Consider the following 25,948-nt stretch of genomic DNA (forward strand, 5'->3'; position numbering starts at 1 on the left):
GGGGACTCCTTCACCCGCCGCGAGGAGGAACGGCGGGACGGCGGCGGCGGTGCGCCCGCCATCCTAGGGGCCCGTCCCGCCGGGCGGCGGCTCAGGCCACCTCGGTGCGCATCCAGCCACGCACCCCGAGCGCCGCGGGCAGCACCACCAGGAGCAGCAGCGGCAGCAGGTGGATCGGGGAGGCTTCCCCGAAGGCCAGCGACGAGGCCGCGGCCTGCAGGTCCACCGCCCGGACGACGGTGACCAGGGCGTCGCGGCCGAGGGCCGCGGCGATCCCGCCGGCGGCGGAGACCACGACGGGCACGCCGAGGGCGACGACCAGGGCCAGCACCGTGCTGCGCAGCAGCAGGGCGACGGCCACGGAGAAGACGGTGGTGGCCAGCAGCATCGCGGACTGCACCAGCAGCGCCCGGCCGAAGCCGTCGATCACGGGTCCGGTGCCGAGCAGGGTGCCGCCGAGCCAGGTGGCGAGCGCGGCCAGGCCGAGGGTCACCGCGAACAGGACGGCGGCCAGGGCGAGGACCGCGAGCACGTTCGAGCCGAGCACGGCCCGTCGGTCGGGTCGCTGCAGGAGGGTCTGCTGCACGGAGCGGTCGCTGAAGGGACCGGCGAGCATCGTCACCGCGATCACGGGGAGGGCGACCGTCAGCGGCAGGGCGGTGATGTAGAGGGACAGGGAGAGATCGGCGGAGCCGTCGCTCAGCAGCAGCGGCTGGGCGACGCCGGCGACGACCGCCGCGAGGACGATCACCGCGAGGGTGGCGGCCAGGACGAGGCGGGCGCCGAGGGCGGACAGGTGGGCTCGGAGGTCGAGATCGGGTCGCATGACGGGGCTCCTCAGGAGGCGAGCGCCGGGGCCGGCGCGGGGGTGGACGGGGCGGTGGTGGAGGAGTCGGCGGGCTCCTCGGTGAGCTGGAAGAACAGCTCCTCGAGGCCCTCGGACTCGGCGGCGGTCAGGGCGGTGAGCACGATCCGTTCGCGCACGGCGAGACGGCCGAGGTCGATCGGGGGCAGCCCCACGTCGAGCAGGCCGTCGGGGCGGGGCGCCCAGGCGATGCCGTGACGGTCCAGCGCCGCGGTGAGGGCGGCGGGGATCTCCGCGCCGACGCGGGTGGCGTGGTCGGGGCGGAGCTCGGCGAGCGTCCCCTCGCGGACCAGGCGGCCGCGGGAGATCACCACGAGCCGGTCCACGGTGGCCTCGACCTCGCGCAGCTGGTGGCTGGACAGCAGCACGGTGCCGCCGGCGTCGGCGAAATCCCGCAGCAGGCGTCGCATCCAGCGGATGCCCTCGGGGTCCAGGCCGTTGGCGGGCTCGTCGAGCACCAGGATCGCGGGGTCGCCCATCAGGGCGACGGCCAGGCCGAGGCGCTGGCGCATGCCGTAGGAGTAGGCGCCCACGCGGGTGCGGGCCGCGGCTGTCAGGCCCACGGTCTCCAGCATCTCCTCGGCGCGGGCGAGCGGCATGCCGAGGGTGCGGGCGGTCAGGCGGAGGGTCGCCAGGCCCGTCCGGCCGCGGTGCAGGGTGGTCGCGTCCAGCATCACGCCGATGATGCGTCCGGGGTGCTCCAGCTCCCGGTAGGGGCGACCGCCGACGAGGGCGACGCCGACATCGGGCCGGGCGAGGCCCGTGAGCATCCGCAGGGTGGTGGACTTCCCGGCGCCGTTGGGGCCGAGGAAGCCGGTCACGGTGCCGGGGTGGGAGGCGAAGGAGAGGTCGTCCACGGCGGTGTGGGCGCCGAAGCGCTTGGTGAGGCCGCGGATCTCGAGGGCGGGGGCGCTGGGGTCGGTGGTGAGCATGGACCCACCCTCCGTCGCCGCGGGGCGGCGGCGGATCGGCCCTGGGGCGCGCGACGCCGGGCCGAAGGTCGAGCGGTGGCTGGTCCGGGGCGACGAAGGTCGAGGTCCGGCGTCGCCGCTGGTTACAGTGTCCGCGTGGAAGCCTCGGGGATGCCGCGTCGACGGCTGTGGCAGGAGGTGGCGATCGCCGTCGCCCTGGCGGCCGAGCTCGCCCTCGTCACCACCGTGACCGTGCCGTCCTCCCCGCTGTGGCCCACCCTCGCCCTGGGTGCCGCGACGCTGGCCGGACTGCTGCTGCGGCACCGGCACTGGAGGTGGGTGCTGCCGCTGGTGGTGGCGCTCGCCGGCGTCGGCGCCCTGCTGACCCCTCTGGTGATCGGCACCTACGCCTACGCCACCCGCAGCCGCTCCCGCCTGCGCACGGTGCTGCTGCTGGTGCTGGCCGTGCTGGCCTCCGCGGTGCCCGCCGCGGCCCTGCCGGGGCTGGCGAACTCCCTGATCGTGCTCGCGCTCACCGCCCTCTGCGGGGTGGCGGCGGCCACGCTGGGCATGTACACGGCGGCCCGTCGGCAGCTGCTGGCCGAGTTCCGCACCCGCGCCGAGGACGCCGAGGCCGACCGGGAATCGGCCGAGGAGCAGGCGCGCCGCGCCGAGCGCACCCGCATCGCCCGGGAGATGCACGACATCGTCGCCCACAAGATCTCCCTGGTCGCCCTGCAGGCGGGCGCCCTGGAGGTGAACCCCGCGATGGAGCACGAGCAGGTGCGCCAGAGCGCCGCCCTGATCCGCTCCACCGCCACCACGGCGCTGTCCGAGCTGCGGGAGGTGCTGGGCGTCCTGCGCGGCGAGGGCGAGGAGGCCCCGCTGGTGCCGCAGCCCACCTGGGAGGACGTGCGCTCCCTCGTCGACGCGACCAAGGAGGCCGGCGTCACCGTGGAGCTGTTCGACTTCATCGACGACCCGGTGCCCGACGCGATGGCGCGCACCGCCTACCGGGTGGTGCAGGAGGGGCTCACCAACATCCACAAGCACGCCCGCCACACCCGGGCCCGGGTGGCGCTCATCGGTGAGCCGGGCAGCGAGCTGGTGATCGAGATCAGTAATGTGCTCCCCAAGGGGTTCACGACGGACCTGCCCGGCGCCCGCATGGGCCTGTCGGGCATCGAGACCCGTGTCGCGCACGCGGGCGGCACGATCACGTCGGGCCCCACCGAGGACGGTCGATTCGAGGTGAAGGCGGTGATCCCGTGGCCGAGGACGTGATCCGGGTGGCCCTGGTGGACGACGACTCGCTGGTGCGGGCGGGCCTGGGCATGATCCTGGGCGCCGACCCGGGCATCGAGATCGTCGGCGAGGGCGCCGACGGCTCCGAGGCGGTGACCCTGGTGCACCGGCACCGGCCCGACGTGCTGCTGATGGACGTGCGGATGCCGACGATGGACGGCATCGCCGCGACGAAGGCGGTGACCGCGCTCGCCGAGGCGCCGCGGATCATCATGCTGACCACCTTCGACATGGACGAGTACGTCTTCCAGGCGCTCGAGGCGGGGGCCAGCGGCTTCCTGCTGAAGGACACCGCCCCGCAGGACCTGGCGCGGGCCGTGCACGTCATCGCGGGCGGCGAGGCGATGCTCTCTCCCACCGTCACCAAGCGGATGCTGTCCCACTTCTCCGAGGCCAACCCGGGCGCCCGGCAGGACCGTCACCCGGGTCTGGACCAGCTCACCGAGCGGGAGACCGAGGTGCTGGGCGCCGTCGGGGCGGGGCTGTCCAACGCCCAGATCGGGATGCGGCTGTTCATGAGCGAGGCGACCGTGAAGGCGCACGTCTCGAAGATCTTCGCGAAGCTGGACTGCACCAACCGGGTGCAGATCGCGATCATCGCGCACGAGGCCGGGCTCGGCGGGATCGACGCCGAGCTGCCCGAGTAGCGCCCCGGGCGGGCTCGCGACTCAGCCCCAGCCGAGCTCGTGCAGCCGGGCGTCGCTGAGGCCGAACAGGTGCCCCAGCTCGTGCATCACCGTCACGGCGATCTGCCGCACCAGCTGCTCGCGGCTGCGGGTGATCCGCTGCAGGGGCCCGCGGAAGATGAGGATCCGGTCGGGCTCCACGTACCCCTGGAAGGTGCTGCGCTTGTCCAGCGGCACCCCGACGTACAGGCCCAGCAGCTCCTTCCCGTGCTCGCGGTCTTCGGGCTCCTCCTCCACCAGGATCACCACGTTCGCGCGGGCGATCTCGGCGGCGACCTCCTCCGGCAGGGAGTCCAGGGCGTCGTTCACGGCCTCCTCGAAGTCGGCCCGGCTGATCTGCACCATGTCCTCATCGAAGCACGTCCGGCTGGACGCGCTCCGGACGCGAGGGGACGACCGGGCGTTTCCACATCGCGGACCCTCGTCCGGGCGGAAGGTCCGGTCCGTCCTAGAGTGACCGCATGGTCATCTGGCGAGGGTGGGGAATTCTGGCGGCGATCTACATCGGGGCGGCGATGATCCTCTTCGGAGGGCTCGCGAGCACGGTGCTGCCGGAGACGGCGATGCCGCTGACGATCGCGCTGGGGCTGGCCTGCGCGGCCGTGGGCATCTGGTTCACGGGGCGGGCGATGAACACCACGGGCCCGCACCGCCGGCAACCAGCACACCCTGTTCTTCGTCCCGATGCAGTACTGGGCCTTCATCATCGGTGCCGTCGCCGTGGTGGTGCTGGTGATCGGGCTCGTGGGTCTGGCCGGGTCCTGAGCCGGACCGGACGGATCGAGGTCCCACGATGAGCACGGACACCACCGGCTGGGTGGCGGTGACGCGGGAGGACCGCGAGACGGTCGGCTACCTGGAGCCCGTCACCGAGGACTACGAAGTGGTGCGGCCGCGCACCCTGCTCGGCCACCTGGCCGGGGAGGACACGGGCTTCGAGGAGGGCGAGGCGCTGCTGATCGCGCGCGGCATCTCCGAACTCGCCGAGGTCTGGGTGCTGGACGCCGGCACCGCCGAGGAGATCCGGGACCTCACCATCCGCGAGCTCTCCCCCGCCGGGATCGAGGTCGCCGACCGGATGGCGGCGAAGGCCCTCGTGGACTCCCCCGCGCACCACGTGGCCTGGCCGGACGTCGAGGAACGGCTCAGCCGCGCCTAGCGCCGGCCGCGAGGGTGCCCGTCGGCCCCCTCCCCCGGATCGCGGCCGAGGGCCCCGGCGTGGTGCTGCTGCGCGAGGAGCACGAGCGCATCCAGGAGCGGGCGGCGCAGGACGCTGCCGAGGACGACCCCGCGGATCATCTCGTCGAGATCGTCCGCACCACCGACGGCCTCGACGTCGATGCGGCCCACCTCGTCGGCCGCGCGCGCGTAGTCCTCCAGGTGGTCGACGAGCATCGTCAGGTCCTCGGCGCGCAGCTCGGCCACGGCCCGGAGGGCCGCCGCGTACGCGGGCGAGGCCGGATGGGCGCGCCACCCGCGCGCCTCGATCACCCGCGCCAGCAGCGCCTCCGCTCCGGGGTCCGACGGCTCCGGCTCGACCGCGCCCACGAGCGCATCCTGGGTGATCGCCAACGTGTCCAGCACAGTGGACCCGTCGCCGACGGCCCGCACGACCTCACGGATCGTGTGCAGCGGAAGCCCCGCGACCTTCGCCAGTGCCCGGATCAGGCGCAGCCGCTCGAGGTGGGGGACGTCGTAGACGGCCTGGTTCACGCCGGTCCGCCTCCCTGGCTGCAGCAGGCCTTCGCGGAGGTAGTACTTGATCGTCGGCACCGCCAGCCCCGAACGCCGGGACAGCTCCGCCATGCGCATCTCCGTCATTCCCGCCCTCTGCTTCCGTGAGGATCACCGCCGTGGGTCCTTGTGCCCCAAGATCGAGACTACTACTATCCATAAATGGATAGTTGAGCTAACCATTCAAGGAGGGGTCATGGCCCGCATCGCCGTCCTGGGAGGCACCGGGTTCCTCGGGAGACACGCGATCTCTCGCCTGCTGACCGATGGGCACCAGGTCCGCGCGATCGTCCGTTCACCCCGAGGGGCGGACCTCCCGGCGGACGTCGAGATCGTGCCCGGGGACGTCACCGTCCCCGGGACCCTGCCCGCCGCACTCGCGGGGACGGAGGCGGTGCTGCTCGCCCTGAACGGCGGCAGCACCCCCGCGCGGGCGGTACGCGTCGAGGAGCAGGGCCTCGCGCATGTCGCGGCCGCCGCCGGAGCCGCCGGAGTCGGACGGATGCTGCTGCTGACCGGAATGTTCTCCCAACCCGCCTTCGCGTCCCACCCCTGGGAGCAGGCGAAGGTGCGCGGGGCGTCGCTGCTGCTGGACGGCCCCGTCCCCGCGACCGTGTTCCGGGTCGGCTTCGTCAACGAGACGCTGGCCCGGTTCGTGCGCGGAGGTCGGCCGGTGCTCATCGGCCGCCAGCCGCACCCGATCCGCCCGATCGCTGCTGACGACATCATGGCCGCGGCCTCCCGGGCGTTCGACCTGCCGAGCACCGCGGATCGCACCTACGACGTCGCCGGAATCCAGGCAATCACCCTGCGGGAGGCGACCGCCGCCTATGCGACGGCCATCAGCGGCAGGGAGGTCTCTCCCCGGGAGGTGCGCGTCATGCCGCTCTCCCTCATGCGGGCGGTGAACCGCCTGGCCCTGAAGGGGGAGATGACCAGGCCCCTGGGGATCCTCTCCAGTATGGATCGGCACGGCGACGTCACCGACACCTCTGCCTGGTTCCGCGACATCGGCGCACCACCCACCTCGTTCCCGGACTGGATCGCGCGCCAGCGCCCCGGGACCACCGAAAGGACCTCGTCATGACCTGGCTCGAGATCTTCACCGTGCTCGTCCTCGGCTTCGTCGGATGCGCCGAGTTCGGCTCCGCCGCCCTGGTGCACCCGGTCATCCGCACCCTCGCCCCCGACGACCAGCTCGTGGTCGAGAAGGGGCTGCTGCGGACCTTCGGCCGGGTGATGCCGGTCGGCATGACCCTCGCCGTCGTCCTCGCGACCAGCCTCGCGATCGCCTCGCCCTCGGCCTGGCTGCTGGCGGCGGCCGCCGCCGTCGGGGTCGCGCTCGTGGTCACGATCGCCGGCAACGTCCCGATCAATCTACGCACGGGACGCATCGACCAGGACACGGCACCCGAGGGGTTCCTCGCCATGCGTCGGCGCTGGGACGTGTTCCAGCTGGTGCGGGCCTCGCTGCAGCTGCTCGGCTTCGTCCTGGTGACGATCGGCGTCGTCGGCGGCTGATCAGCGGACGCGAGCGGGTGGGCATGCAGAAGGACCCCCGCGATGTAGAAGCTACGCGAGGGTCCCAGTGGCTCCGACCGGCGTCGATCCGGTGACCTTTCGATTTTCAGTCGAACGCTCTACCAACTGAGCTACAGAGCCGTGTCCGCGAGGCGGACCTGAGCAGGCTACCAGGCGGGGCGGACGCCCCGGAAACCGCGCGGCCCCGGTGAGAGCGAGGCCACGCCATGGATGCCGGCCAGGGATGCCGACCGAGTCCCTGTCCACCGGACGCACTCAGATCGACGGTGGCCTGCGATATGCACGCCGCCTGCCACCTGGCTGCATCGAATGGACAACGGGCCGCGAGGCCGGACATGCGGAAGGCCCCGGAGCAGCTGCTCCGGGGCCTTCCGTGGGGGCGACCCTGACCGGGCTTGAACCGGCGACCTCCGCCGTGACAGGGCGGCACTCTAACCAACTGAGCTACAGGGCCTTGCGTTGGTCGATCCCCGCTGCTGATCCGCAGCGCGTTTCGACCTGGACAACTCTACCGGACCCGAAGCGGGCTCATGACCAGTTGGCCTGTGAGCCGCCTCGCACCCGGCGGAGCCGTACCCCCAACGGGATTCGAACCCGTGTCGCCGGCGTGAAAGGCCGGTGTCCTGGGCCACTAGACGATGGGGGCCCGGGCGGCGAACCGCCCGCGGGAAGCATACCCATCCCCTCCCCCGCGCCGCGACGCGGATTCCCTCGGGTGCGGCGCATCCGACACCGCCTCCCCGCATCGTAGGGTGAGGCCCCGCGGGCGCCCGTCGACGAGGCCGGGACCGCCCCCACCACGAAGGACGGAGGACGACGATGTCTGCCACCCCCACCACGGACAACCCCGACCTGGCCATCGCCCAGGCCGCGACCCTCGAGCCCATCACGGCCATCGCCGAGCGCGCCGGGATCCCCGAGGACGCCCTGATCCCCCACGGCCGGTACATCGCCAAGATCGACCCGCGGGAGCTGCCGGACAGCACCCGGACAGGCCGTCTGGTGCTGGTCTCGGCCATGTCGCCGACCCCCGCCGGGGAGGGCAAGTCGACCACCACGGTGGGCCTGGCCGACGCCTTCACCCGGATGGGCCTGCGCACGATGGTCGCGCTGCGCGAGCCGGCGCTGGGCCCGATCATGGGCATCAAGGGCGGCGCCACCGGCGGCGGCTACTCGCAGGTGGTGCCGATGGAGGACATCAACCTCCACTTCACCGGCGACTTCCACGCCATCCAGATCGCCAACAACACCCTCGCCGCGCTGATCGACAACCACCTCCAGCAGGGCAACGAGCTGGACATCGACCCGCGCCGCATCCAGTGGCGACGGGTGGTGGACGTGAACGACCGGGCGCTGCGCTCGGTGGTGATCGGCCTCGGCGGCGCCACCGAGGGCGTGGTCCGCCAGGACGGCTTCGACATCGTCGTCGCCTCCGAGGTGATGGCGATCCTGTGCCTGGCCACCGACCTCGCCGACCTCGAGCGGCGCCTCGGCGACGTGGTGATCGGCCTCAGCTACGACCGTGAGCCCGTCACGGTGCGGGACCTGCGCGTCGAGGGCGCCATCGCCATGCTGCTGAAGGACGCGATCCGCCCCAACCTGGTGCAGACCCTCGGCGGCACCCCCGCCCTGGTGCACGGCGGCCCCTTCGCGAACATCGCCCACGGCTGCAACTCCCTGGTCGCCACCCGGATGGCCCTGGGCCTGGCCGACATGGTGGTCACCGAGGCCGGCTTCGGCTCCGACCTGGGCGCCGAGAAGTTCCTGGACATCAAGGCCCGCCACGGCGGCCTCACCCCGGATGCCGCCGTGGTGGTCGCGACCGTGCGGGCTCTGAAGATGCACGGCGGGGTGGTCAAGGCCGACCTCGGCGCCGAGGACGTGGAGGCCGCCCTGCGCGGCACCGAGAATCTCCGTCGCCACGTCACCAACCTGCGCAAGTTCGGCCTGGAGCCGGTGATCGCCCTGAACCGCTTCCCCACCGACACCGAGGCCGAACTGTCCGCGGTGCAGGACTGGGCCCGCGGTGAGGGCTTCCGGGTGGCGCTGTCGGAGGTGTGGGAGCACGGCGGCGCCGGCGGGGAGGCGCTGGCCGAGCAGGTGCTCGCCGCGATCGAGGCCGGGGAGGGCGAGGGCTACCACCCGCTGTACGACCCGGAGGCGGGCATCGAGGAGTCCCTGCGCACCCTGGCCCGGGAGGTCTACGGAGCCGAGGACGTGGTCTTCGAGGGCCAGGCCCCGGCGAAGCTGCGGATGCTGGCGAGGAACGGCTGGGACCGGCTGCCGGTGTGCGTGGCCAAGACGCAGTACTCCTTCTCCGACGACGCCACCCGGCTGGGCGCCCCCAGCGAGCACGTGCTGCACGTGCGGGACCTGGTGCCGAAGATCGGCGCCGGCTTCGTGGTGGCCCTGACCGGCTCGATCATGACCATGCCGGGCCTGCCGAAGGAACCGGCGGCGCTGCGGATGGGCCTGGACGAACAGGGCAACCCGCGCGGGCTGTTCTGACCGAGGGCCGGACGGGGGGCAGGCACGGGCTCAGGGGCGGGGGTCGTGCTCCGCGATCTGCCCGGCCTCCCGCTCGGTCTCCTCAGCAAGGTCCACGTCGACCTCCTCGGGCCCGCCCTCCTCGCCGACCTCCGGCTCCTCCCAGTTGCGGGAGGTGACGGCGCCCGCCGCGTCGGCCGCGGAGACCACGTTGACGGGGAAGCGGTGCTGGCCGTCGGCGAGGGCCTGGTCGGGGTCGTCGGGCTCGTCGACGAAGCCGTCCTCGTCCTCGTCCTCGTCCTCGTCCCCGGCCAGGCGCTCGCTGAGCTCGTCGACCACGTAGCTGCCGCCGCGCACGAAGCCGCGGCGGAAGGCGGCGCGGCCCACCATCGTGGAGGCCACCGGGACGGTGAGCATCTGCGCCAGCAGCACCACCAGCAGCAGCCCGGCCAGGGACCAGGAGCCCACGGCCAGGGAGACCCCGGTGAAGACCAGCATCAGGCCGAGGGTCTGCGGCTTGGAGGTGGCGTGCATGCGCATCAGCACGTCCGAGAAGCGGTTCAGGCCGATGGCGGCGACGACGGCGAGCAGCAGCCCGGCGCCGATGAGGACGCTGGCGATGATCTCCTGGATGCTCATGGCCACCGCCCCTCGCCGTCCTCGAGGCCGAAGCCGGCCTCCTCCTCGTCCTCAAGACCCTCGTCCTCGGGGCCTGGGGCCCCGGCGTCTCCGGCGTCCCGGGCGCCCTTGGGGTCCTCGTCCTCGTGGGCGTTCAGGGGGATGCCGGTGCCGGCGGGGGCGGCATTGGTCGGGGTCGTCTCCCGCGCCGTGGTGTCCTGTCCCCTCGCGTCCTCCCCCTCGGCATCCGCCTCGGCAGCCACCTCCTCCGCGGCCGCGGCCTGCTCGGCGGCGTCGTCCTGGGCGGTGGCGGCCTCGGGGGCGGGCCGCGGATCGATGGCCGCGAAGACGCCGGTGCCGGTGTCGTCCCCGGCGCCGAGCTGCGCGGCGCGGCCGCCCGGGTCCTCGCGGGCCACGAAGCGGGCGAAGGCCACGGTGGCGATGAAGGCCAGCCCCGTCAGGCCCAGCAGCGCGGGGCCGGCCCAGGCCGCGCCCGCTTCGGCCGTGTACAGGGCCATGCCGATGACCAGCAGCACCACCAGCATGTCGGTGGCCACGGCGCGGTCCAGGATGGTGGGGCCGATGATCATCCGCACCACCACGCTGAGCATGGTCAGGGCCAGGACCACGGCGAACACCAGCAGCACGGTCTCGAAGGGCGTCATCGCAGACCCGCCTCCTCGAGCACCTCGGGGCGTCCCACCGCGAGCAGCAGGCGCCGCTCCTGGTCGCGCACCCGCTGCCGGGCCCGCTCCACCTGCGCGGGGGTACCGGCGCCGATCACGTGCAGGAAGAGGGTGCCGGTGGCGCGCTGCGCCTCCACCACCACCGAGCCTGGGATCAGCGTGGTCAGCACCCCGGTGAAGGTCAGGAAGAAGTCGGAGCGGGAGGCCAGCGTCACCGCCACCACGGAGCTGGGCGGCTGCGGGCCGGGGCGGATCGCGTACCAGGCGACCTCGACCGCGGAGACCACCAGGTCCACCAGGAATCGGCCCAGGAAGGCGAGCATCCGCAGCGGCCGCAGCGTCAGCTCGGAGCCGGTCGGCGGCATCGGGAACAGCCAGAACACCCCCGCCGCGACGACCAGGCCGCCGAGGACGGTCTTCACCTCGACCTCACCCCACAGCAGGCACCACAGCACCACGGAGCCGAGCAGCCACACCCAGCTCCGGCGCAGGCTGCGCACCGGGCCCCTCATCGCTCCACCACCTTCTGGCCGTCCTCGCCGATGCTGTAGACGAGCTGCGCGGCGGCCTCCTCGCCGAGCACGGCGGAGACGTAGGGGGAGCGCTCCAGCACCGAGAGGGCGGCCGCGTCGGCGTAGTGCAGCAGCGGCCCGGCGCCGAGGGTCAGCAGCAGGGAGAAGCCGACCAGCGCGGCGGTGGCCCCGGTCATCACCCTCGGGATGGGGCGGCCGTCGGTCTCGACCATCTCGGAGGGGGCCTGCCAGAAGGCGCGGTTCCAGATCTTGGAGATCGCGTACAGGGTGAGCAGGCTGGTCAGGACGCTGATGCCGACGAGGATCCAGCCGGCGGTGGTGTCGTAGGCGATGCCCGCCTCGATCAGCCCCACCTTGCCCAGGAAGCCGGACAGCGGCGGGATCCCGGCGAGGTTCATGGCGGGCACGAAGAACAGCACCGCCACCATCGGGGCGGTCTTGGCGAGACCTCCGAGGCGGGCCAGGTTGGTGGTGCCGCCGCGGTACTCGATGAGACCGGCGCCGAGGAACATCGTGGACTGCACGGTGATGTGGTGGGCGACGTAGAAGATGGTCGCGGCCATGCCCAGCCGGGTGCTCATGCCGATGCCGAAGAGCATGAAGCCCATGTGGGAGACCAGGGTGAAGGACAGCACGCGCTTGAGGTCGGTCTGGGCGACGGCGCCGAAGATGCCGATCAGCAGGCTCGCCCCGGCGGCCACCAGCAGCAGGGTGGAGGTCTGCGAGGCGGGGAACAGCAGGGTCTCCAGGCGCAGGATCGCGTAGATGCCGACCTTGGTCAGCAGGCCCGCGAAGACGGCGGTGACGGGCGCGGGTGCCGTCGGGTAGGAGTCCGGCAGCCAGGCGCTCAGCGGGAAGATCGCCGCCTTGATCGCGAAGGCCACCAGCAGCAGCAGCTCGATCACCATGCGGGTGCCCTCGGCGACCTGGTCCAGCCGCACCGCCAGCTCGGCGAGGTTCACGGTGCCGGTGGCGGAGTAGGCCGCGGCGATGCCGGCCAGGAAGATCACGGAGCTCAGCAGGGAGACGATCACGTAGGTGGTGGCGGCCCGCACCCGGCTGGCGGAGCCGCCGAGGGTGAGCAGCACGTAGCTCGCCGCGAGCAGCACCTCGAAGCCGACGTAGAGGTTGAACAGGTCGCCCGCGAGGAAGGCCATCGACACCCCGGCCACCAGCGCCAGGTAGGTGGGGTGGTAGATCGCCACTGGGGTGCGCTCGGTGTTCTCGGAGACGGTCTGGGCGCTGGAGTAGATCAGCACCGCGAGGGTGACGGCGGCGGAGACCAGCAGCATCAGGGCGGTCAGCCGGTCGGCGACCAGCACGATCCCGAGCTGCGGGGTCCAGTTGCCGATCTGCAGCACCAGCACGCCGGCCTCGGGCACCACCAGGCCCAGGGTGATGGCGACGCCGAGGATCGCCACCAGGGTGGAGACGGTCAGGCCGAGCTGGATGCGCGGGTGGTGGCGCAGCAGCAGGGTGATGGCGGCGCCCCCGAGGGGGAGCAGCACGGGCAGGGCGAGCAGCAGGTTCACGGTCGGCTCTCCCCCTCGTCGGCCTCGGTCGGGTCCTGTGCGACGTCCTCGGCGCCGGAGAGGTCCGCGCCCAGCGGGTCCTCCTCGTCGCGCTGGGAGGCGAGCAGGGCGCCGCGGCGGGACTCCTCGTCCAGGGACTGGTGCCAGATGACGTCGGCGTCGCCGGGGCGGCGGCGGCCGCGGCGCAGCACCCGCCGGTCCTCGACGTCGTCGGGCACCTCGTCGTGGCCGAAGAGCTGCCAGGCCCGGTAGGCCAGGGCCACCCCGAAGGCGGTCACGCCGAGCGAGATGACGATGGCGGTGAGCACCATCGCGAACGGCAGGGGGTCGCTCATCGTCTCCGGATCGGCGGTGCCCTCGAAGGGCGGCTTCCCGGGGCGTCCGGCGGCGACGATGAACAGCAGGTTCACGCCGTTGCCGAGCAGCACGAAGCCGAGCACGACGCGGGTCAGGGTGCGCTCGAGGACCAGGTAGACGCCGCAAGCGACGAGCACCCCGGCGGTGAGCAGCAGGGCGAGGCTAACGGACATCGGCGTCGGCCTCCTGCTGCTGGTCGATCTGGGCGCCGAGGGTGCGCAGCACATCGAGGATCACGCCGACCACCACGAGGTACACGCCGGTGTCGAACCAGAGGGCGCTCGGCACGTGCACCTCCCCCAGCAGGGGCAGGTGCAGCACGGGGGTGGCGGTGGAGAAGATCGTGCCGCCGAAGGCCAGCGGCAGCACCGCGGCGGAGACGGCGACCGCCATGCCCACGCCGAGCACCAGCCCGGCCTGCACGGGGGCCGCCTCGGTGAGCTCGTAGCGGCCGCCGGCGAGGTAGCGCAGGGTGAGGGCGAGCCCCGCCACCAGGCCGCCCGCGAAGCCGCCGCCGGGCAGGTTGTGCCCGGCCATCAGCAGGTACACGGAGAACATCATCATCACCGGGAAGGCGATGCGGGTGATCACCTCGAGGATCACCATGCGCCGCTCCGGGGCGAGGGTCAGCCCGGCCGAGAGCCAGGTGCGCCAGCGGTTCGGGCCGGCCACCTCGTCGCCTCGGACGTCGAAGTCGAGCACGTTGGCGGGCAGCGGCGCGTCGGCGCGGCGACGCCAGATCGAGGTGCCGCCCTCCAGGTCGCGCACCCGGGCGATCCCCTGCTCGCGGCGGGTGACGAAGATCAGGGAGGCGACGCCGGTGGCGACCACCAGCAGCACCGCGATCTCGCCCATGGTGTCCCAGACGCGGGCGTCGACCAGGGCCACGTTGACCACGTTGTGACCGCCGCCGATGGTGTAGGCCGGCTCGATCAGCTCGGGGCCCAGCGGGGCGGCGCTGCGGGCGTCGGCGGCGTACAGCGCCGCCCCGCACAGCACCACGGCGGTGCCGATGGCGACGGCCCAACGACCCCAGGCGCCGATCCGCAGGGGGCGCCGGGAGAAGTGGGTGGGCAGGCGGCGCAGCACGAGCACCAGCACCACCGTCATCGCGGTCTCCACCAGCACCTGCGTGGTGGCGACGTCGGGGGCGCCGGAGACCAGGAACAGCATCGCGGCGCCGTAACCGGTCACGGAGATGAGGAACACGGCGCGCAGGCGGCGCCGGGAGCGGGCGGCGCCGAGGGCGGCCAGCGCCATCACCGGCAGCAGCAGGAGTTCCGCGGGGTGGTGGAAGATCACCAGGTTGTCCGGCAGCGGGGCCCGCACCAGCGCCACGGGCACCGTCAGGGCGATCAGCACCAGCAGCATCGTGGCCAGGGTGTAGGGCAGGGAGCCGCGCTGGAACAGCGGGGTGATGCGCACGGCGGCGGTGTCGACGGCGCGCATCAGACGGCGGAAGCCCCGCTCGGCGTCCAGCAGCACGGCCAGGCGCTCCGAGGCCCAACGCTGCGGGCTGAGCGCCCGCTGCACCCGCTCCAGCGGGCGCGCCACCAGGCACAGCGCCGCGCCGCCGGTCAGCGCGAGCGCGGAGGCCAGCAGCGGCACCCCGAGCTCGGGGACCATCAGCAGGTGGGCGTGGCGCTCCGCTTCCGGCAGCACCGCGGCGACCGGGCCGAGCACGTCCTCGAGCGGCCCGGCGGCGAGCGCCAGGACCACGGAGCCGCTGGCGATCACGGCCGGCGGCAGCCAGAACATCGCGGGGATGCGGGGCCGGGCGACGGCGGGGGCACCGGGGGCGCGGCCGAAGGTGCCGCGCACGAAGCGCCAGGAGTAGGCGACGGTGAGCACGGATCCGAGCACGAGCGTCGCCAGCAGCGCCCGCTCCCCCGGCCCGCCGTACCAGAGGGTCGCGAAGACGGCCTCCTTGGCCACGAAGCCCAGCAGCGGCGGGATCGCGGCCATGGACGCGGCGGAGACGGTGCCGATCACGGCGACGACGGGCGCGGCCCGCGCCACCCCGGAGAGGACCCGCAGGTCACGGGTGCCGAACTTCTTGTCGACGATGCCGACGACCATGAACAGCGGCGCCTTGAACAGGGCATGGGCCAGCAGCATCGCGGTCGCGGCCAGCAGAGCGTCCTGGGTGGTTAGGCCCGCCACCGCGGCGAGGAAGCCGAGCTGGGAGACGGTGCCGTAGGCCAGCAGCAGCTTCACGTCGTGCTGGCGCAGGGCCCGCCAGCCGCCCAGCAGCATGGTGGCGGCTCCGAGCACGGTCAGCACGGTGGTGACCGCCGGCAGCAGCGCGATCGCGGGGGCCAGGCGCAGGATCAGGTAGATCCCGGCCTTCACCATCGCGGCGGCATGCAGGTACGCGGAGACGGGGGTGGGGGCGGCCATCGCGCCGGGCAGCCAGAAGTGGGTGGGCACCAGCGCCGACTTGGAGGCGGCCCCGGCCAGCACCAGCAGCATCGCGGTGAGCAGGGAGGGCCCGGCGGAGGCCCACATGTCGTCGGCCAGGATCACGGAGATCCGGCCGGTGCCGGCGGCCTGCGCCATCATCAGCAGGCCCACCAGCATCGCCAGGCCGCCGGCGGTGGTCACGACCAGGGCGTGCATGGCGGCGCGGCGGGCGGAGCGCTTGTCGGGGTAGTGCCCGATCAGCAGGTAGGAGAAGACGGTGGTGAGCTCCCAGGCGGTGTAGAGCACCATCACGTCGTCGGCCAGCACCAGAGCGAGCATGGCGCCGGCGAAGGCGGTGAGCACCCCGGCGAAGCGGCCCAGGCCCGGCTCGGCGGAGCCGAAGTAGCGCCCGCAGTAGGCGAGCACGAGCGCGCCGACGCCGCTGGCGACCATGGCGAGCACCCAGCTCAGGGTGTCCAGGCGCAGGGCCAGCTCGATGTTCAGGGTGGGGATCCACGGGACCGCCTCGACGCGCGGAGAGGACTGCAGCGTGGTGGGGCCCTGCAGCGCCAGCCAGAGGGTGGAGGCGGCGGGCACGAGGGCCAGCAGGTAGAAGGCGTTGCGGCCCGCTCCCCGCACCAGCACCGGCGCCAGCAGGGCGGCGACGAGGTGGGCGAGGAGGATCGTGAACACGCGGTCTCCGTCCATCGTCCGGGGGTGGGGAGGGGGCGGGGCCCATCCTACGGGGGTCTTTCTGTCACCCCGAGAAGGAGAGCGAGGTCACAGCCTCCCCTCGCTGCTCCGCTCCCCCTACAGTGAGGCCATGACCCGCCCCTCCCCCGGCCGTCGGCCGCCCGTGGTCCCCTTCGCGCTCTGGGACGGCGGCATGTCCGCCTTCTCCTCCGTGATCCTCACCTTCGTGTTCTCCACCTACGTGGCCTCCGCGGTGGCCGCCGAGGGCGCCGTGGGGGACGCCGCGATCCAGGCGGCGCGGGACGAGGGCTCCCGGGTGCTGGCCACCTGGCAGTCGATCGGCGCGGTGGCGGTGGCGCTGCTGGCGCCGCTGCTGGGCAACCTCGCCGACCGCGGTGGGGCCCGCAACGCGCTGCTGCGGGTCTTCACGATCGGCACGATCCTCACCGTCGCGGCGATGCCGCTGGTCGCCCTGGACCGGGACTTCCTGGTCCTGGGGGCGGCACTGATCGCCCTGGGCGTGGTGTGCAGCGAGCTGGCCGGGGTGTTCGTGAACTCGGTGCTGCCGGAGATCTCCACCCCCGCCGACCGCGGCCGCGTCTCCGGCACCGCCTGGGCGGTCGGCTACTGGGGCTCGATCCTGGCGTTCGGCGCCGTGCTGGTGCTGTTCGTGATGCCCGGCACCGGGCTGCTCGGCATCACCGCCGAGGCCGGCTGGAACCTGCGAGCCGTGCCCGTCTTCGTGGCGCTGTGGATGCTGGCCTTCACCCTGCCGCTGATGATCCGCGCCCCGCGGCACGCGGCCACCGCCCCCGGGGAGCGCTGGACGCCCTGGCAGGGCTACGGGCTGATCATCCGCCGGGTGGTGCGGGCCGTGCGCGAGGAACCGGTGATGCTGCAGTACCTGGTGGCCTCCGCGATCTACCGCGACGGGCTGGGCGCCGTGTTCTCCATCGCCGGGGTGCTGGCCGCGAACGCCTACGGCTTCACCACCGTGCAGGTGATCGTCTTCGGCATCGCCGCGAACCTGGTGGCGGGCCTCGGGGTGTTCCTGGGCGGCCGGGTGGACGACCGCCTCGGCCCCCGGCCGGTGATCCTGGCGGGCTGCGCGGCGATCGTGGTGCTGGGCCTGGTGGTGCTGATCTGGGGCTCGACGGCGGTGTTCTGGGCGGCGGGCCTGGCGATCTGCCTGTTCGTCGGCCCCGTGCAGTCGGCCTCCCGGAACCTGCTCACCCGGCTCTCCCTGCCCGGTCGGGAGACGGAGAACTTCGGTCTCTACGCGACGACGGGCCGGGCGCTGGGCTTCCTCGGCACCGGTGCCTTCGCCCTGGTGGTGGCGATCTCCGGGGACACCCGCACCGGGATCCTGGGGATCGTCATGGTGGTGGCGCTGGGCCTGGTGGCCTTCGCGCCGATCCGGCTGGGCGCCGCGGGGCGCGCGGCCGATCCGGCCTGAGTCAGCCGAGGTGGCGCGGGTCGACCAGCAGACCCTCGCCGTCGACCACGTAGCCGCCGACACCCTCCTCGAGGGTCGCCGCGAGCAGGCCGATGCGGCGGTAGACCAGCTCCCAGCGGGCGGCGGTGGCCGGGTCCGGCACCTCGACCGCGTCCTCGGCCTCGTCCTCGGGCAGGTGGCGCAGCCGGTAGTCCACGGCGCGGTCCAGCCAACCGAGCGCCGCGAGCGCCGGGTGCGGCTCGGCGGGGCCGACGGTGAGGGCGATCATGCCGCCGTCGTCCAGCGGGATGGTGGCGCCGTAGCCGGTGGTGTCGGCGTCGCCGGGCACCTCGTCGAGCTCCGCCTCGGGCTCGAGAGGGGCGATCAGCAGCGAGAGGGAGGCCGCGTCGATCGCGTAGGGGCTGACCACCGTGAGGTCGCGGATCGCGAAGGGGTGGGGCTCGAGGCGGGTACCGCCGTCGGTGACCACGGCGCCCTGCAGGCGGCGGGCCAGGGACCACAGCAGGTCCAGCTCGCGCCGCTCCTCGCGGAAGGGCAGCCCCTCGCCGAAGGCGCGGCCGTAGCCGTGGGAGTCGACCATGCCGTCCGGCAGGGGGTCCTCGCGGTCTCGCTCGACCTCCAGGGTGAAGCGGCCGGCGCCGCGCGGGGAGGGATCGGGCAGCAGGCGCGCCCCCTCCCCCAGCTCGATCGCGCCGTCGTCGGAGAGCTCCGCGCCCGGCCGCACGTTGCGGACCATGGCGAGCACGTCCGCGGGGTCGGTGGAGCGCGGCAGCTGCAGGCGGTGGCGGGCGATCATGCGGGGCCGTCCTGATCGGCGGCGCCCTCGACGGGGATCACGGTGCGGTGGAAGTTCAGGTGCGAGCGGGAGGCGGTGGGGCCGCGCTGCCCGCTGTAGCGGTTCAGGTTGCCCTCGCTGCCGTAGGGGTGCGCGGAGGCGGAGGAGAGGCGGAAGAAGCAGAGCTGGCCGATCTTCATGCCGGGCCACAGCGCCACCGGCAGGGTCGCCATGTTCGACAGCTCCAGGGTGATGTGCCCGGTGAAGCCGGGGTCGATGAAGCCCGCGGTGGAGTGGGTGAGCAGGCCCAGGCGGCCCAGGGAGCTCTTGCCCTCGAGGCGGGCGGCGACGTCGTCCGGCAGGGTGACCTGCTCGTAGGTGGAGGCGAGCACGAACTCCCCCGGGTGCAGCATGTACGGCTCCTCGGGGTCGACCTCCACCAGTCGCGTCAGCTCGGCCTGCTCGGTGGCGGGGTCGATCATCGCGTACTTGTGGTTGTCGAACAGCCGGAAGAAGCGGTCGATCCGCACGTCCACGGAGGCGGGCTGGATCATCTGCGGATCGAAGGGGTCCAGACGCACCCGACCGGCCTCGATCTGGGCCTGGATGTCACGGTCACTGAGCAGCACGGGCCCACCCTAGCGGTCCCGATTCGCGGCCGGGGCCGACGAGCGGGTATGCTGACCGCCGTTCGTCGCGCCGGATCCCCGGTCCACGCCGACGCTTCGCGCGGGTGTAGTTCAATGGTAGAACTTCAGCTTCCCAAGCTGACAGCGCGGGTTCGATTCCCGTCACCCGCTCCACGCGGAACCGCAGGCTGAGGCCTGCGGTTCCTTCGTACCCGGGGTCCCCTGCCCCGCGGACCGTCCAGAAAGCAGCGCGCCATGCCCAAGATCATCGGCGGCTCCCTCGAGGAGCACCGGGAACGCACGCGCGAGATCATCTTCGACGCCCTCACCGGCCTGCTGGAGACGCAGGACTTCGACGCCGTCACCTTCTCCGCGATCGCGACCGCCGCCGGCGTCGGCCGCACCGCGATGTACAACCACTTCCCCGACAAGGACACGCTCCTGGTCGAGTACGCCCTGCACGAGACCGCGGGGTACATCGTCCAGCTGCGGCGCGGTATCGACGGCGCCACCTCGCCCCGCGAGGCCGTGCAGCTGTACGTCCGCACCCAGCTCGAGCTGAGCGTCACCTTCCACATGCCGCAGTCGATGGGCCGCGGCGGGGCGCTGACCCCCGAGAACGCCGCCCGCATGCGCGAGCACGTGATGATGATCGAGGACGTGCTGCGCACCATCGTGCGCGAGGGCATCGCCTCCGGGGACTTCGCCGCCGACCTCGAGGTCGACGCGACCGTCCGCATCATCAACGGCCTGGTCGTGGGCCCGGCGGCCCGCCGCTTCTCCGCCACGGCGCTGGAGGCCTTCGTGCTGCGCGGCCTCGGCGCCGCCCCCGAACCGGCCTGAGCACGCCTGAGTCAGACCGACGTCCGGGGGCGGCAGCTCAGGAGCCCTTCTCGCTCTCCCAGTTCATGGTGTCGATCGAGTCGGCGTCCTCCTCCTCGCCGCGGCGGGCGAAGAGCGGGCGGGACATCTCCTCCTGGCCGTCCTCGAGGTCCACCTCGGGGGCGGTGTGCGCGATGATCCAGGCCACCGCGATGACGATCAGGGCGAGCACCGCGATGCCCCAGCGCAGGTAGACGTCCACCCCGCCGGTCACGACGGCGATCACCGCGTTGGTGGCGAGCGCCGCGATCGCGGCGGTGGTCAGCAGCAGCGGCAGCGCGAGGGCGCCGACGGCGGAGCGCAGCACCCCGGTCAGCACGGCGCCGCCGAGGGCGCCGGAGTGACCCCAGGAGCCGGCGCCGCCGTAGCGGCCGGTGGCGACGACCTCCTCGGCGCCGTCCATCGCGGCGGAGGAGCCGAGCATCCACAGGCCCAGGCCCGCGGCGGTCAGCACCACGCCCACCAGGTAGCCGGGCAGGGCCGCCGGGCCCAGGCCGAAGCCCGCCACCAGCGGCAGCAGCACGGCGATCAGCACCGCCGGCGCCACGGCCCGGCGCACGCCCTCGAGCACGTCGTCCAGGCGCAGCGCGGAGCGCTTCTCCAGGGTCGCGGCTCGGGTCTCCACCACGGAGGTCGCGCCCGCCCGGCGGGCGGCATCCAGCAGGGCGGCGGTCATCGCGAGCACCGCGACGACGCCGAGGCCGAGACCCGCCAGCACCGGCAGCGCCACCGGGGACAGGGCGTGCAGGGCGCGGTCCTCCCAGACGGTGGCGGCGCGCGGGGCGACCTGCAGGGCGGTGACCACGGGGCCGAGGGCCGCGAGGGCGGGGAGCACGGCGGCCAGCAGCATCACGGCGCGGGGCGCGGCGGTCGCGGCCGCTGCGCCCTCCCGGTCGGTGCGCTCCTGGTCGGGGCGGTCCAGCAGGGAGGCGGCGGCGATGGAGCCGGCCTGCCCGGCCAGCACGATCAGCGCGCCGAGTCCGGCGGTCGCCAGGAGGGTGAGGGCCAGGCCGGGCACGCCGGCGCTGAGCACGCTGAGCACCCCGGCCACGAGCACCACCAGGGCCAGCGCCCCGGCGGTGACGACGGCACCGGAGGCGAGACCGGAGACGGTGCCGAGCGCGCCGCCGGTGCGGCTGGTGCGGGCCGCGCGCAGCACGGAGGCGCCGCGGCGGGCGGCCAGGTTCCCGGACAGGACGGTGACGGCGAGGGCCACCAGCACGCCCAGCGCCAGGGAGGCGGCGACCACGGTCGCCGGGGAGATCGTGTACAGGGTCAGGACGTCCAGGAAGGCCCCGGCGCCACGGGACTCGTCGGTCGCGGTGACCCACTGCGACATGTCGGTGATCGCCTCGAGGATCTGCGCCTCGAGCTCCGAGCGGGCGATGGGCTCCGCGGTGATCGCGGTGTCCGAGAAGGTGTCCATCCCGACGGGGGCGAAGCGCAGGTTCTGGTAGGCCGAGGGCAGCCAGAGGGCGGCGGCGACCACGGCGCCGATGCCTCCGAGCAGGCCGGGCGCCTGGGTGCGGGCGAAGCGCACCGCGCCGACCTCGTCGTCCGCGCCGCGCGGGATCAGCGCGGAGAGCCCGGCGGCCAGCAGCGCCACGCCGAGGCCGAGCAGCACCACCAGGATGCCCTCGGTGGCGAAGACGGGGATGCCCAGCAGCAGGCCGACGGCGGCGAGGGAGGCGGTCAGGGCCAGCAGGTCCGCGGACAGCATGCCGCCGCGGCGCAGCATCCCGGCGGTGCGCAGATGCGCGGCGCCGAGGTTGTCCTCCGCCTCCGCCTCCAGGCCGTGCTCGTCGGTGCCGACCAGCACCGCGGAGGAGACGGCGGCGGTCTCCAGCGGCACCGCGGTCGCCCGCAGCACCAGCGCGGAGACGGCGGCGCCACCGGAGAGGGCCACCAGACCGGTGGAGGCGCCCTCCTGCAGCACCCACAGGGTGATCGCGGAGGGCAGCACCGCCAGGGCGAGCGCCCCGGCGACGGTGAGGGCCCCGAGCCGCGGGGCCAGCGCGCGGCGGCGCCCGGCGTCCAGGCCGAGGGCGGCGAGCTGCACGGCGGTGCCGCGCCAGGCGGCGAGCGGGCCCAGCAGCAGACCCAGCAGCAGCATCGCCGAGCGCAGGATGCGCTGGTCGGTGCTGCCGGGCACGAGATAGAGCAGCACCGCCAGCGGGATGCCGATCCACAGCAGCAGGGAGCCGGCGGCGCCGAGCGCCCCGCCGAGGCGGGAGCCGAGCGACTCGTCGAGCTCCTCGGCGTCCTCGTCGCGGCGCAGGCGGGCAGGGACGACGAACCCGGCGACCAGCGCGGCCACCGAGAGGGCCGCGAGCACGAGCAGGGCGATGGCGAGGTCGTCGCCGAGCGGGAAATCGGTGATGAAGGCCACGGGACGGTTCTCCCTCGGGGTGGGTCAGGCGAGCAGCGAGAGGTCCAGGGTGGTCGGCGCGCCCTCGACGACGCGGATCGGCACCCCCCAGTCCTGCTGGTGCATGTGGCAGGCCGGGAACTCGACGGCCGGGTCGACGTCGCAGGAGGCGGCGCGCGCGTTCACGTGCAGCACCCCCTCGGTGTAGGCCGGATCCAGCTCGATCGTGCGCTCGAGGTCGGTGGAGACCCCTCCCCCGGCGGCGAGCATCGGCTGCGGGGTGGTGGAGATGGTGACCTGGGTGGAGGGGCCGAGCGAGTCGTCGAGCTTGTGGCCCTCCGGCGGTGTGAACAGCACCCGCACCGTCAGCGGGCCGGGGCCCACCTCGGTGGCGGGGCGCTCGGAGCGGCGGGCGCCCTCGTCGATCACGCGCTCGGCGGCGCGGGCCACGGGCACCCAGGTGATGCGATGCGCCCCGGACTCCACCACGATGAGCTGGCCGATGCCGTCGACCGGCGGGCCGACCAGGGCCGCGCTGGGCTCGTCCAGGTCGGTGGCGACGGTGACGACGGTGGCGGCGTCCCCGGTGCGGATCGGGTTCTCCTCGGCGTGCTCGTCGACGATCCGGATCGCGCCGTTGTAGGTGTCGGCCACGGCGATGCGGCCGTCGGGCAGCACGGTCACGCCGAGCGGGTGCTGCAGGCGCGCCACCTCGGCGGGGCCGTCCACGTGGCCGAAGTCGAACAGGCCCTGTCCGACGAGGGTGGAGACCTCCATCGTCTGCGGGTCCAGCACCCGGATCGCGGAGCTCTCGGAGTCGGCGACGACGAGGCGCCCATCGGGCAGCTCGTCGATGCCGGAGGGCTGCGCCCACCAGGAGGTGACGGCAGGGCCGTCCACGAGGCCCTCCTGGGTGGTGCCGGCCAGCACCATCAGGGAGCCGGTGACGGGGTCGAAGGTCCACAGCTGGTGGATGCCGGCCATCGTGATCACGACGCGGTTCAGGGCGTGCGACCAGCCCAGGTCCCACGGGGTGGACAGGGCGTAGGAGCGGGGGTCGCCCTCGCCGCGGGGCAGCGCGTCGCCCTGCATCCACTGGGCGCCGGAGCCGGCGACGGTCCACACCTCGGTGGCGGTGCGGGAGCGCAGGAAGCGGTCCTGGCCGACCTTCACGCCGCGCAGCACGTGGTTGGCGGTGTCGGCGACCAGCAGGTCGTAGCCGACCTCCGCGGCGACGTCGGAGGGCAGGGCCAGCACGCCGTTGGGCTCGGCGAATCGCACCCCGGCGGACTCGCCGTCCAGCAGGCCGCGACGGCCGTCGCCGATCTCCTCGTCCACGGTGGTGCCGTCGGGGTCGAAGACCACCAGGCGGTGCTGCCCGGCGTCGGAGACCACGATCCGCCAGTCGTCCAGGATCGTGACCTTGGACGGGAAGCGGAGGGTCTGCGGCACCTTCTCGGCGATCACGGTGGGGGCAGGGCCACGGCGCAGGGAGCCGTCGGCCTCGCCCTCGGCGACCAGGCGGCCGATGAGGGCGTCGAGGTTCTCGGCGTGGCCCTCCCCGGAGAGGTTGCCGGCGATGCGGCCCTGGGTGTCCAGCACCATCAGGGTGGGCCAGGCGCGGGCGCCGTACTCGCTCCAGGTGAGCAGCTCGGGGTCGTCGAGCACGGGGTGGGTGACCTCGTAGCGCTCGATGTTCGCGGCGAGCGCGTCGGGGTCCTTCTCGAACTCGAACTTCGGCGAGTGCACGCCGACGACGACGAGCTCCTCGGCCCACTTCTCCTCCAGCGGCCGCAGCTCGTCGAGGACGTGCAGGCAGTTCACGCAGCAGAAGGTCCAGAAGTCCAGCAGCACGATCTTGCCGCGGAGGTCCTCGAGGTCGAGGTCGACGCCTCCCGTGTTCAGCCATCCACGGCCCCGCAGGGCGGGCCCGTGAGCGCGGGCTGGCAGGGGCAAGGAGGCGTCGGACGAAGCGGTCATGGGGCCAGTGAACACCGCCCACCTGGACACATGCCAGTCGGTCGGGGGGTGGCGGGGACCGACATCACCCGCGAGCAGGATCGTACGCAGGGATGATCCGGACCCTCACCAGGTCGCGATCCAGGCGGCCAGGGCGGGGTCCTCCAAGCTGCCGAGGACCAGGTCGGCCTCGGGGACGGAGCCCAGATGTGTGGGCACGGCGATCAGCCGCAGCCCGGCGTCGCGGGCGGCCTGGGCGCCGGTGCCGGAGTCCTCCAGGGCCAGGGTGTCCTCCGGGGCGACGCCGAGGGCGCGGGCCGCCGCGGCGTACATGTCGGGCGCGGGCTTGGGCCGATCCACGGTGTCGGAGGCCTCCAGGACGGTGAAGTGCTCGAGCAGGCCGCCGGCGGCGAGCTTGTCGCGCAGGGACTCCAGCCAGGAGTTGGAGGCGCAGCCCAGGGGGCGGGCGGCCGCGGCGGCGCGCACGGTCTCGGGGGCGCCCGGCATCGTCGTGACCCCGCCGTCGAGCTCGGCGGCGAAGGCCTCATCGAGCTGGGCGAGCACCGCGGTCTCGGGGTGGCCGGAGCGGGCGGCGAGCACTTCGGCGGCGACCTCGATGGTGGAGCCGTGCAGCCGCTCGTCGTCCTCGGGTGTGAGGACGGCGCCGATGCGGGCGACGACGGCGTCCTGAGCGCGCATCCACACGCTCTCGGTGTCCAGCAGCAGCCCGTCGCAGTCGAAGACGACGGCCTGCGGGGTCCAGTCACCGAAGGCGGCCCGGACGCTCTCGGGGACGGTGGCGTCGGCGGGGGTGGTGCTCATCGGCGAGGCTCCCAGCTCTCGATCCAGGTGCGCAGGGCGGGGTCGGCGAGGCTCGCCAGCGTGCGCGGGGCGGCAGGCTCCTGGCCGGGCACGGAGGGCACGGCGATGAGCTGCAGCCCGGCGGACCGGGCGGCGCGGGCCCCGGCCTCGGAGTCCTCGAAGCCGAGGGTCTGCGTCGGCTCGGCGCCGAGCGCCCGCGCGGCGGCGAGGTACATGTCGGGGGCGGGCTTGGGCTCGGCGACGTCCTCGACGGCGATGCTGGCGCCGAGCAGCCCGGCGATGCCGAGACCGGTGAGCTTGGCGTCGAGCATCTCGCGCGGGGAGTTCGAGGCCACGGCGACGGGGCGACGCGCGGCGACGGCGCGCAGGGTCTCCAGGGCGCCGGGCAGCGGCTGCGGGGTGTGCCCGGTGTCCGCCATGGCCTCCGCCATCAGCTCCTCGCCCACCTCGTAGGGGTCTCGCCCCAGGTGCTCGGCCAGGACGATCGAGACGGCCTGCCCGGAGGCGCCGGTCAGCGAGCGCCGGGTGGCCGGAGGAAGGGTCACGCCCTGCCGGGCCAGGTAGGCGTCCTGCAGCTGGACCCAGCGGGCCTCGGTGTCGATGAGCAGGCCGTCGCAGTCGAAGACCACGGCCTCCGGGGCCCAGCGCGGGGGCCACTGGTCGAGCGGGGACGGGGGCAGCGGAGCGGTGTCGGCACGCATGATG

Annotated in this window: 25 protein-coding genes and 4 tRNA genes; 9 read left to right on the top strand and 20 right to left on the bottom strand. The window is 73.6% G+C overall.

Features of this window, described 5'->3' with window-relative positions:
- Positions 1-91: 91 nt before the first annotated feature.
- Positions 92-826, bottom strand: a complete 735-nt coding sequence (locus OM98_RS00735; protein WP_010532642.1) for a hypothetical protein — start codon at positions 824-826, stop codon at positions 92-94.
- Between the two features lie 11 nt (positions 827-837).
- Complete coding sequence (locus tag OM98_RS00740; RefSeq protein WP_010532643.1) at positions 838-1,797, bottom strand: ABC transporter ATP-binding protein; 960 nt, start codon at positions 1,795-1,797, stop codon at positions 838-840.
- Between the two features lie 135 nt (positions 1,798-1,932).
- Here OM98_RS00740 and OM98_RS00745 point away from each other — a divergent pair, with 135 nt between their 5' ends.
- Complete coding sequence (locus OM98_RS00745) at positions 1,933-3,060, top strand: sensor histidine kinase (RefSeq protein WP_029362604.1); 1,128 nt, start codon at positions 1,933-1,935, stop codon at positions 3,058-3,060.
- The gene (locus tag OM98_RS00750; RefSeq protein WP_010532645.1) at positions 3,045-3,728 is read left to right on the top strand and encodes a response regulator; all 684 of its coding nucleotides are present in this window, start codon (positions 3,045-3,047) and stop codon (positions 3,726-3,728) included. Before OM98_RS00745 ends, OM98_RS00750 begins: the two co-directional genes overlap by 16 nt.
- Positions 3,729-3,749: 21 nt before the next feature.
- Here OM98_RS00750 and OM98_RS00755 read toward each other — a convergent pair whose 3' ends face one another.
- Both OM98_RS00755 and OM98_RS15740 read right to left on the bottom strand, forming a co-directional pair.
- On the bottom strand, positions 3,750-4,112 hold the full coding sequence (locus tag OM98_RS00755; RefSeq protein WP_010532646.1) for a metallopeptidase family protein: 363 nt from the start codon (positions 4,110-4,112) through the stop codon (positions 3,750-3,752).
- Positions 4,113-4,266: 154 nt separating this feature from the next.
- Complete coding sequence (locus OM98_RS15740) at positions 4,267-4,407, bottom strand: hypothetical protein (protein WP_175285931.1); 141 nt, start codon at positions 4,405-4,407, stop codon at positions 4,267-4,269.
- 153 nt (positions 4,408-4,560) lie between these two features.
- Here OM98_RS15740 and OM98_RS00760 point away from each other — a divergent pair, with 153 nt between their 5' ends.
- Positions 4,561-4,926, top strand: coding sequence for a hypothetical protein (locus tag OM98_RS00760; protein WP_010532647.1), 366 nt, complete (start codon positions 4,561-4,563; stop codon positions 4,924-4,926).
- Here OM98_RS00760 and OM98_RS00765 read toward each other — a convergent pair.
- Positions 4,923-5,573, bottom strand: coding sequence for a MerR family transcriptional regulator (locus tag OM98_RS00765; protein ID WP_139017532.1), 651 nt, complete (start codon positions 5,571-5,573; stop codon positions 4,923-4,925). The genes OM98_RS00760 and OM98_RS00765 overlap by 4 nt on opposite strands.
- Before the next feature lie 124 nt (positions 5,574-5,697).
- Here OM98_RS00765 and OM98_RS00770 point away from each other — a divergent pair, with 124 nt between their 5' ends.
- Together OM98_RS00770 and OM98_RS00775 are read left to right on the top strand one after the other, a co-directional pair.
- A complete protein-coding gene (locus OM98_RS00770) occupies positions 5,698-6,588 on the top strand; it encodes an SDR family oxidoreductase (RefSeq protein WP_010532649.1) in 891 nt (296 codons plus the stop codon).
- The gene (locus OM98_RS00775; RefSeq protein WP_010532650.1) at positions 6,585-7,022 is read left to right on the top strand and encodes an anthrone oxygenase family protein; all 438 of its coding nucleotides are present in this window, start codon (positions 6,585-6,587) and stop codon (positions 7,020-7,022) included. The genes OM98_RS00770 and OM98_RS00775 overlap by 4 nt, the downstream gene beginning before the upstream one ends.
- 68 nt (positions 7,023-7,090) lie before the next feature.
- Here OM98_RS00775 and OM98_RS00780 read toward each other — a convergent pair.
- The 3 genes from OM98_RS00780 to OM98_RS00790 form a co-directional block, all read right to left on the bottom strand.
- Positions 7,091-7,163 (bottom strand) — tRNA-Phe (locus tag OM98_RS00780).
- Between the two features lie 260 nt (positions 7,164-7,423).
- Positions 7,424-7,497 (bottom strand) — tRNA-Asp (locus tag OM98_RS00785).
- A 119-nt stretch (positions 7,498-7,616) separates the two neighbouring features.
- Positions 7,617-7,689, bottom strand: a tRNA-Glu gene (locus OM98_RS00790).
- 173 nt (positions 7,690-7,862) lie between these two features.
- On the opposite strand from OM98_RS00790, the gene OM98_RS00795 reads away from it, so the two are divergent.
- Positions 7,863-9,551, top strand: a complete 1,689-nt coding sequence (locus OM98_RS00795; protein WP_010532651.1) for a formate--tetrahydrofolate ligase — start codon at positions 7,863-7,865, stop codon at positions 9,549-9,551.
- A 30-nt stretch (positions 9,552-9,581) separates the two neighbouring features.
- Here the strand turns inward: OM98_RS00795 and mnhG are convergent, their stop codons facing one another.
- Genes mnhG through OM98_RS00825 form a run of 6 tightly spaced genes read right to left on the bottom strand, consistent with a single transcriptional unit; the run spans position 9,582 to position 16,352 of the window.
- Entirely contained in the window at positions 9,582-10,169 is a 588-nt protein-coding gene (gene mnhG, locus OM98_RS00800) for a monovalent cation/H(+) antiporter subunit G (protein ID WP_033194836.1), read from the bottom strand.
- Positions 10,166-10,813 (bottom strand): MrpF/PhaF family protein, encoded by a 648-nt coding sequence (locus OM98_RS14615; protein ID WP_010532653.1) that lies wholly within the window; start codon positions 10,811-10,813, stop codon positions 10,166-10,168. Before OM98_RS14615 ends, mnhG begins: the two co-directional genes overlap by 4 nt.
- Positions 10,810-11,346, bottom strand: a complete 537-nt coding sequence (locus OM98_RS00810) for a Na+/H+ antiporter subunit E (RefSeq protein ID WP_029362606.1) — start codon at positions 11,344-11,346, stop codon at positions 10,810-10,812. The genes OM98_RS14615 and OM98_RS00810 overlap by 4 nt, the downstream gene beginning before the upstream one ends.
- Positions 11,343-12,899, bottom strand: coding sequence for a Na+/H+ antiporter subunit D (locus OM98_RS00815; RefSeq protein ID WP_010532655.1), 1,557 nt, complete (start codon positions 12,897-12,899; stop codon positions 11,343-11,345). Before OM98_RS00815 ends, OM98_RS00810 begins: the two co-directional genes overlap by 4 nt.
- Positions 12,896-13,429: a Na(+)/H(+) antiporter subunit C gene (locus OM98_RS00820; RefSeq protein WP_010532656.1), complete on the bottom strand. Its 534-nt coding sequence runs from the start codon at positions 13,427-13,429 to the stop codon at positions 12,896-12,898. Before OM98_RS00820 ends, OM98_RS00815 begins: the two co-directional genes overlap by 4 nt.
- Positions 13,419-16,352, bottom strand: coding sequence for a Na+/H+ antiporter subunit A (locus OM98_RS00825; protein WP_010532657.1), 2,934 nt, complete (start codon positions 16,350-16,352; stop codon positions 13,419-13,421). Before OM98_RS00825 ends, OM98_RS00820 begins: the two co-directional genes overlap by 11 nt.
- Positions 16,353-16,482: 130 nt before the next feature.
- Here OM98_RS00825 and OM98_RS00830 point away from each other — a divergent pair, with 130 nt between their 5' ends.
- The gene (locus OM98_RS00830) at positions 16,483-17,808 is read left to right on the top strand and encodes an MFS transporter (RefSeq protein WP_010532658.1); all 1,326 of its coding nucleotides are present in this window, start codon (positions 16,483-16,485) and stop codon (positions 17,806-17,808) included.
- A gap of 1 nt (position 17,809) precedes the next feature.
- Here the strand turns inward: OM98_RS00830 and OM98_RS00835 are convergent, their stop codons facing one another.
- A complete protein-coding gene (locus OM98_RS00835) occupies positions 17,810-18,604 on the bottom strand; it encodes a hypothetical protein (protein WP_010532659.1) in 795 nt (264 codons plus the stop codon).
- On the bottom strand, positions 18,601-19,212 hold the full coding sequence (dcd, locus tag OM98_RS00840) for a dCTP deaminase (protein WP_010532660.1): 612 nt from the start codon (positions 19,210-19,212) through the stop codon (positions 18,601-18,603). Before dcd ends, OM98_RS00835 begins: the two co-directional genes overlap by 4 nt.
- 100 nt (positions 19,213-19,312) lie before the next feature.
- Here dcd and OM98_RS00845 point away from each other — a divergent pair.
- Both OM98_RS00845 and OM98_RS00850 read left to right on the top strand, forming a co-directional pair.
- Positions 19,313-19,386, top strand: a tRNA-Gly gene (locus OM98_RS00845).
- Positions 19,387-19,467: 81 nt separating this feature from the next.
- Positions 19,468-20,055 carry a TetR/AcrR family transcriptional regulator gene (locus OM98_RS00850; protein WP_010532661.1) on the top strand — a complete coding sequence of 196 codons (588 nt, stop codon included), beginning with the start codon at positions 19,468-19,470 and terminating at the stop codon, positions 20,053-20,055.
- A 37-nt stretch (positions 20,056-20,092) separates the two neighbouring features.
- On the opposite strand, the gene OM98_RS00855 is transcribed toward OM98_RS00850, so the two are convergent.
- The 4 genes from OM98_RS00855 to OM98_RS00870 all read right to left on the bottom strand — a co-directional run bounded on the left by OM98_RS00855 (position 20,093) and on the right by OM98_RS00870 (position 25,944).
- Complete coding sequence (locus OM98_RS00855) at positions 20,093-22,483, bottom strand: sodium/proton-translocating pyrophosphatase (protein WP_010532662.1); 2,391 nt, start codon at positions 22,481-22,483, stop codon at positions 20,093-20,095.
- A gap of 24 nt (positions 22,484-22,507) precedes the next feature.
- Positions 22,508-24,442, bottom strand: a complete 1,935-nt coding sequence (locus OM98_RS00860; RefSeq protein WP_010532663.1) for a thioredoxin-like domain-containing protein — start codon at positions 24,440-24,442, stop codon at positions 22,508-22,510.
- A 105-nt stretch (positions 24,443-24,547) separates the two neighbouring features.
- Entirely contained in the window at positions 24,548-25,243 is a 696-nt protein-coding gene (locus tag OM98_RS00865; RefSeq protein WP_010532664.1) for an HAD family hydrolase, read from the bottom strand.
- Positions 25,240-25,944 (bottom strand): HAD family hydrolase, encoded by a 705-nt coding sequence (locus tag OM98_RS00870; protein ID WP_010532665.1) that lies wholly within the window; start codon positions 25,942-25,944, stop codon positions 25,240-25,242. Before OM98_RS00870 ends, OM98_RS00865 begins: the two co-directional genes overlap by 4 nt.
- Positions 25,945-25,948 lie beyond the last annotated feature (4 nt).

Source organism: Brachybacterium squillarum M-6-3, from assembly GCF_000225825.1.
In the GTDB taxonomy this organism is placed as follows: domain Bacteria; phylum Actinomycetota; class Actinomycetes; order Actinomycetales; family Dermabacteraceae; genus Brachybacterium; species Brachybacterium squillarum.

Coding starts and splice junctions, on each gene's coding strand:
- OM98_RS00740 (WP_010532643.1), bottom strand. CDS start 1,797: ATGCTCACCACCGACCCCAGCGCCCCCGCCCTCGAGATCCGCGGCCTC.
- OM98_RS00870 (WP_010532665.1), bottom strand. CDS start 25,944: ATGCGTGCCGACACCGCTCCGCTGCCCCCGTCCCCGCTCGACCAGTGG.
- OM98_RS00775 (WP_010532650.1), top strand. CDS start 6,585: ATGACCTGGCTCGAGATCTTCACCGTGCTCGTCCTCGGCTTCGTCGGA.
- OM98_RS00760 (WP_010532647.1), top strand. CDS start 4,561: ATGAGCACGGACACCACCGGCTGGGTGGCGGTGACGCGGGAGGACCGC.
- OM98_RS00860 (WP_010532663.1), bottom strand. CDS start 24,442: ATGACCGCTTCGTCCGACGCCTCCTTGCCCCTGCCAGCCCGCGCTCAC.
- mnhG (WP_033194836.1), bottom strand. CDS start 10,169: ATGAGCATCCAGGAGATCATCGCCAGCGTCCTCATCGGCGCCGGGCTG.
- OM98_RS00850 (WP_010532661.1), top strand. CDS start 19,468: ATGCCCAAGATCATCGGCGGCTCCCTCGAGGAGCACCGGGAACGCACG.
- OM98_RS00765 (WP_139017532.1), bottom strand. CDS start 5,573: ATGGCGGAGCTGTCCCGGCGTTCGGGGCTGGCGGTGCCGACGATCAAG.
- OM98_RS00820 (WP_010532656.1), bottom strand. CDS start 13,429: ATGTCCGTTAGCCTCGCCCTGCTGCTCACCGCCGGGGTGCTCGTCGCT.
- OM98_RS00830 (WP_010532658.1), top strand. CDS start 16,483: ATGACCCGCCCCTCCCCCGGCCGTCGGCCGCCCGTGGTCCCCTTCGCG.
- OM98_RS00810 (WP_029362606.1), bottom strand. CDS start 11,346: ATGAGGGGCCCGGTGCGCAGCCTGCGCCGGAGCTGGGTGTGGCTGCTC.
- OM98_RS00865 (WP_010532664.1), bottom strand. CDS start 25,243: ATGAGCACCACCCCCGCCGACGCCACCGTCCCCGAGAGCGTCCGGGCC.
- OM98_RS00770 (WP_010532649.1), top strand. CDS start 5,698: ATGGCCCGCATCGCCGTCCTGGGAGGCACCGGGTTCCTCGGGAGACAC.
- OM98_RS14615 (WP_010532653.1), bottom strand. CDS start 10,813: ATGACGCCCTTCGAGACCGTGCTGCTGGTGTTCGCCGTGGTCCTGGCC.
- OM98_RS00735 (WP_010532642.1), bottom strand. CDS start 826: ATGCGACCCGATCTCGACCTCCGAGCCCACCTGTCCGCCCTCGGCGCC.
- OM98_RS00795 (WP_010532651.1), top strand. CDS start 7,863: ATGTCTGCCACCCCCACCACGGACAACCCCGACCTGGCCATCGCCCAG.
- OM98_RS00835 (WP_010532659.1), bottom strand. CDS start 18,604: ATGATCGCCCGCCACCGCCTGCAGCTGCCGCGCTCCACCGACCCCGCG.
- OM98_RS00755 (WP_010532646.1), bottom strand. CDS start 4,112: ATGGTGCAGATCAGCCGGGCCGACTTCGAGGAGGCCGTGAACGACGCC.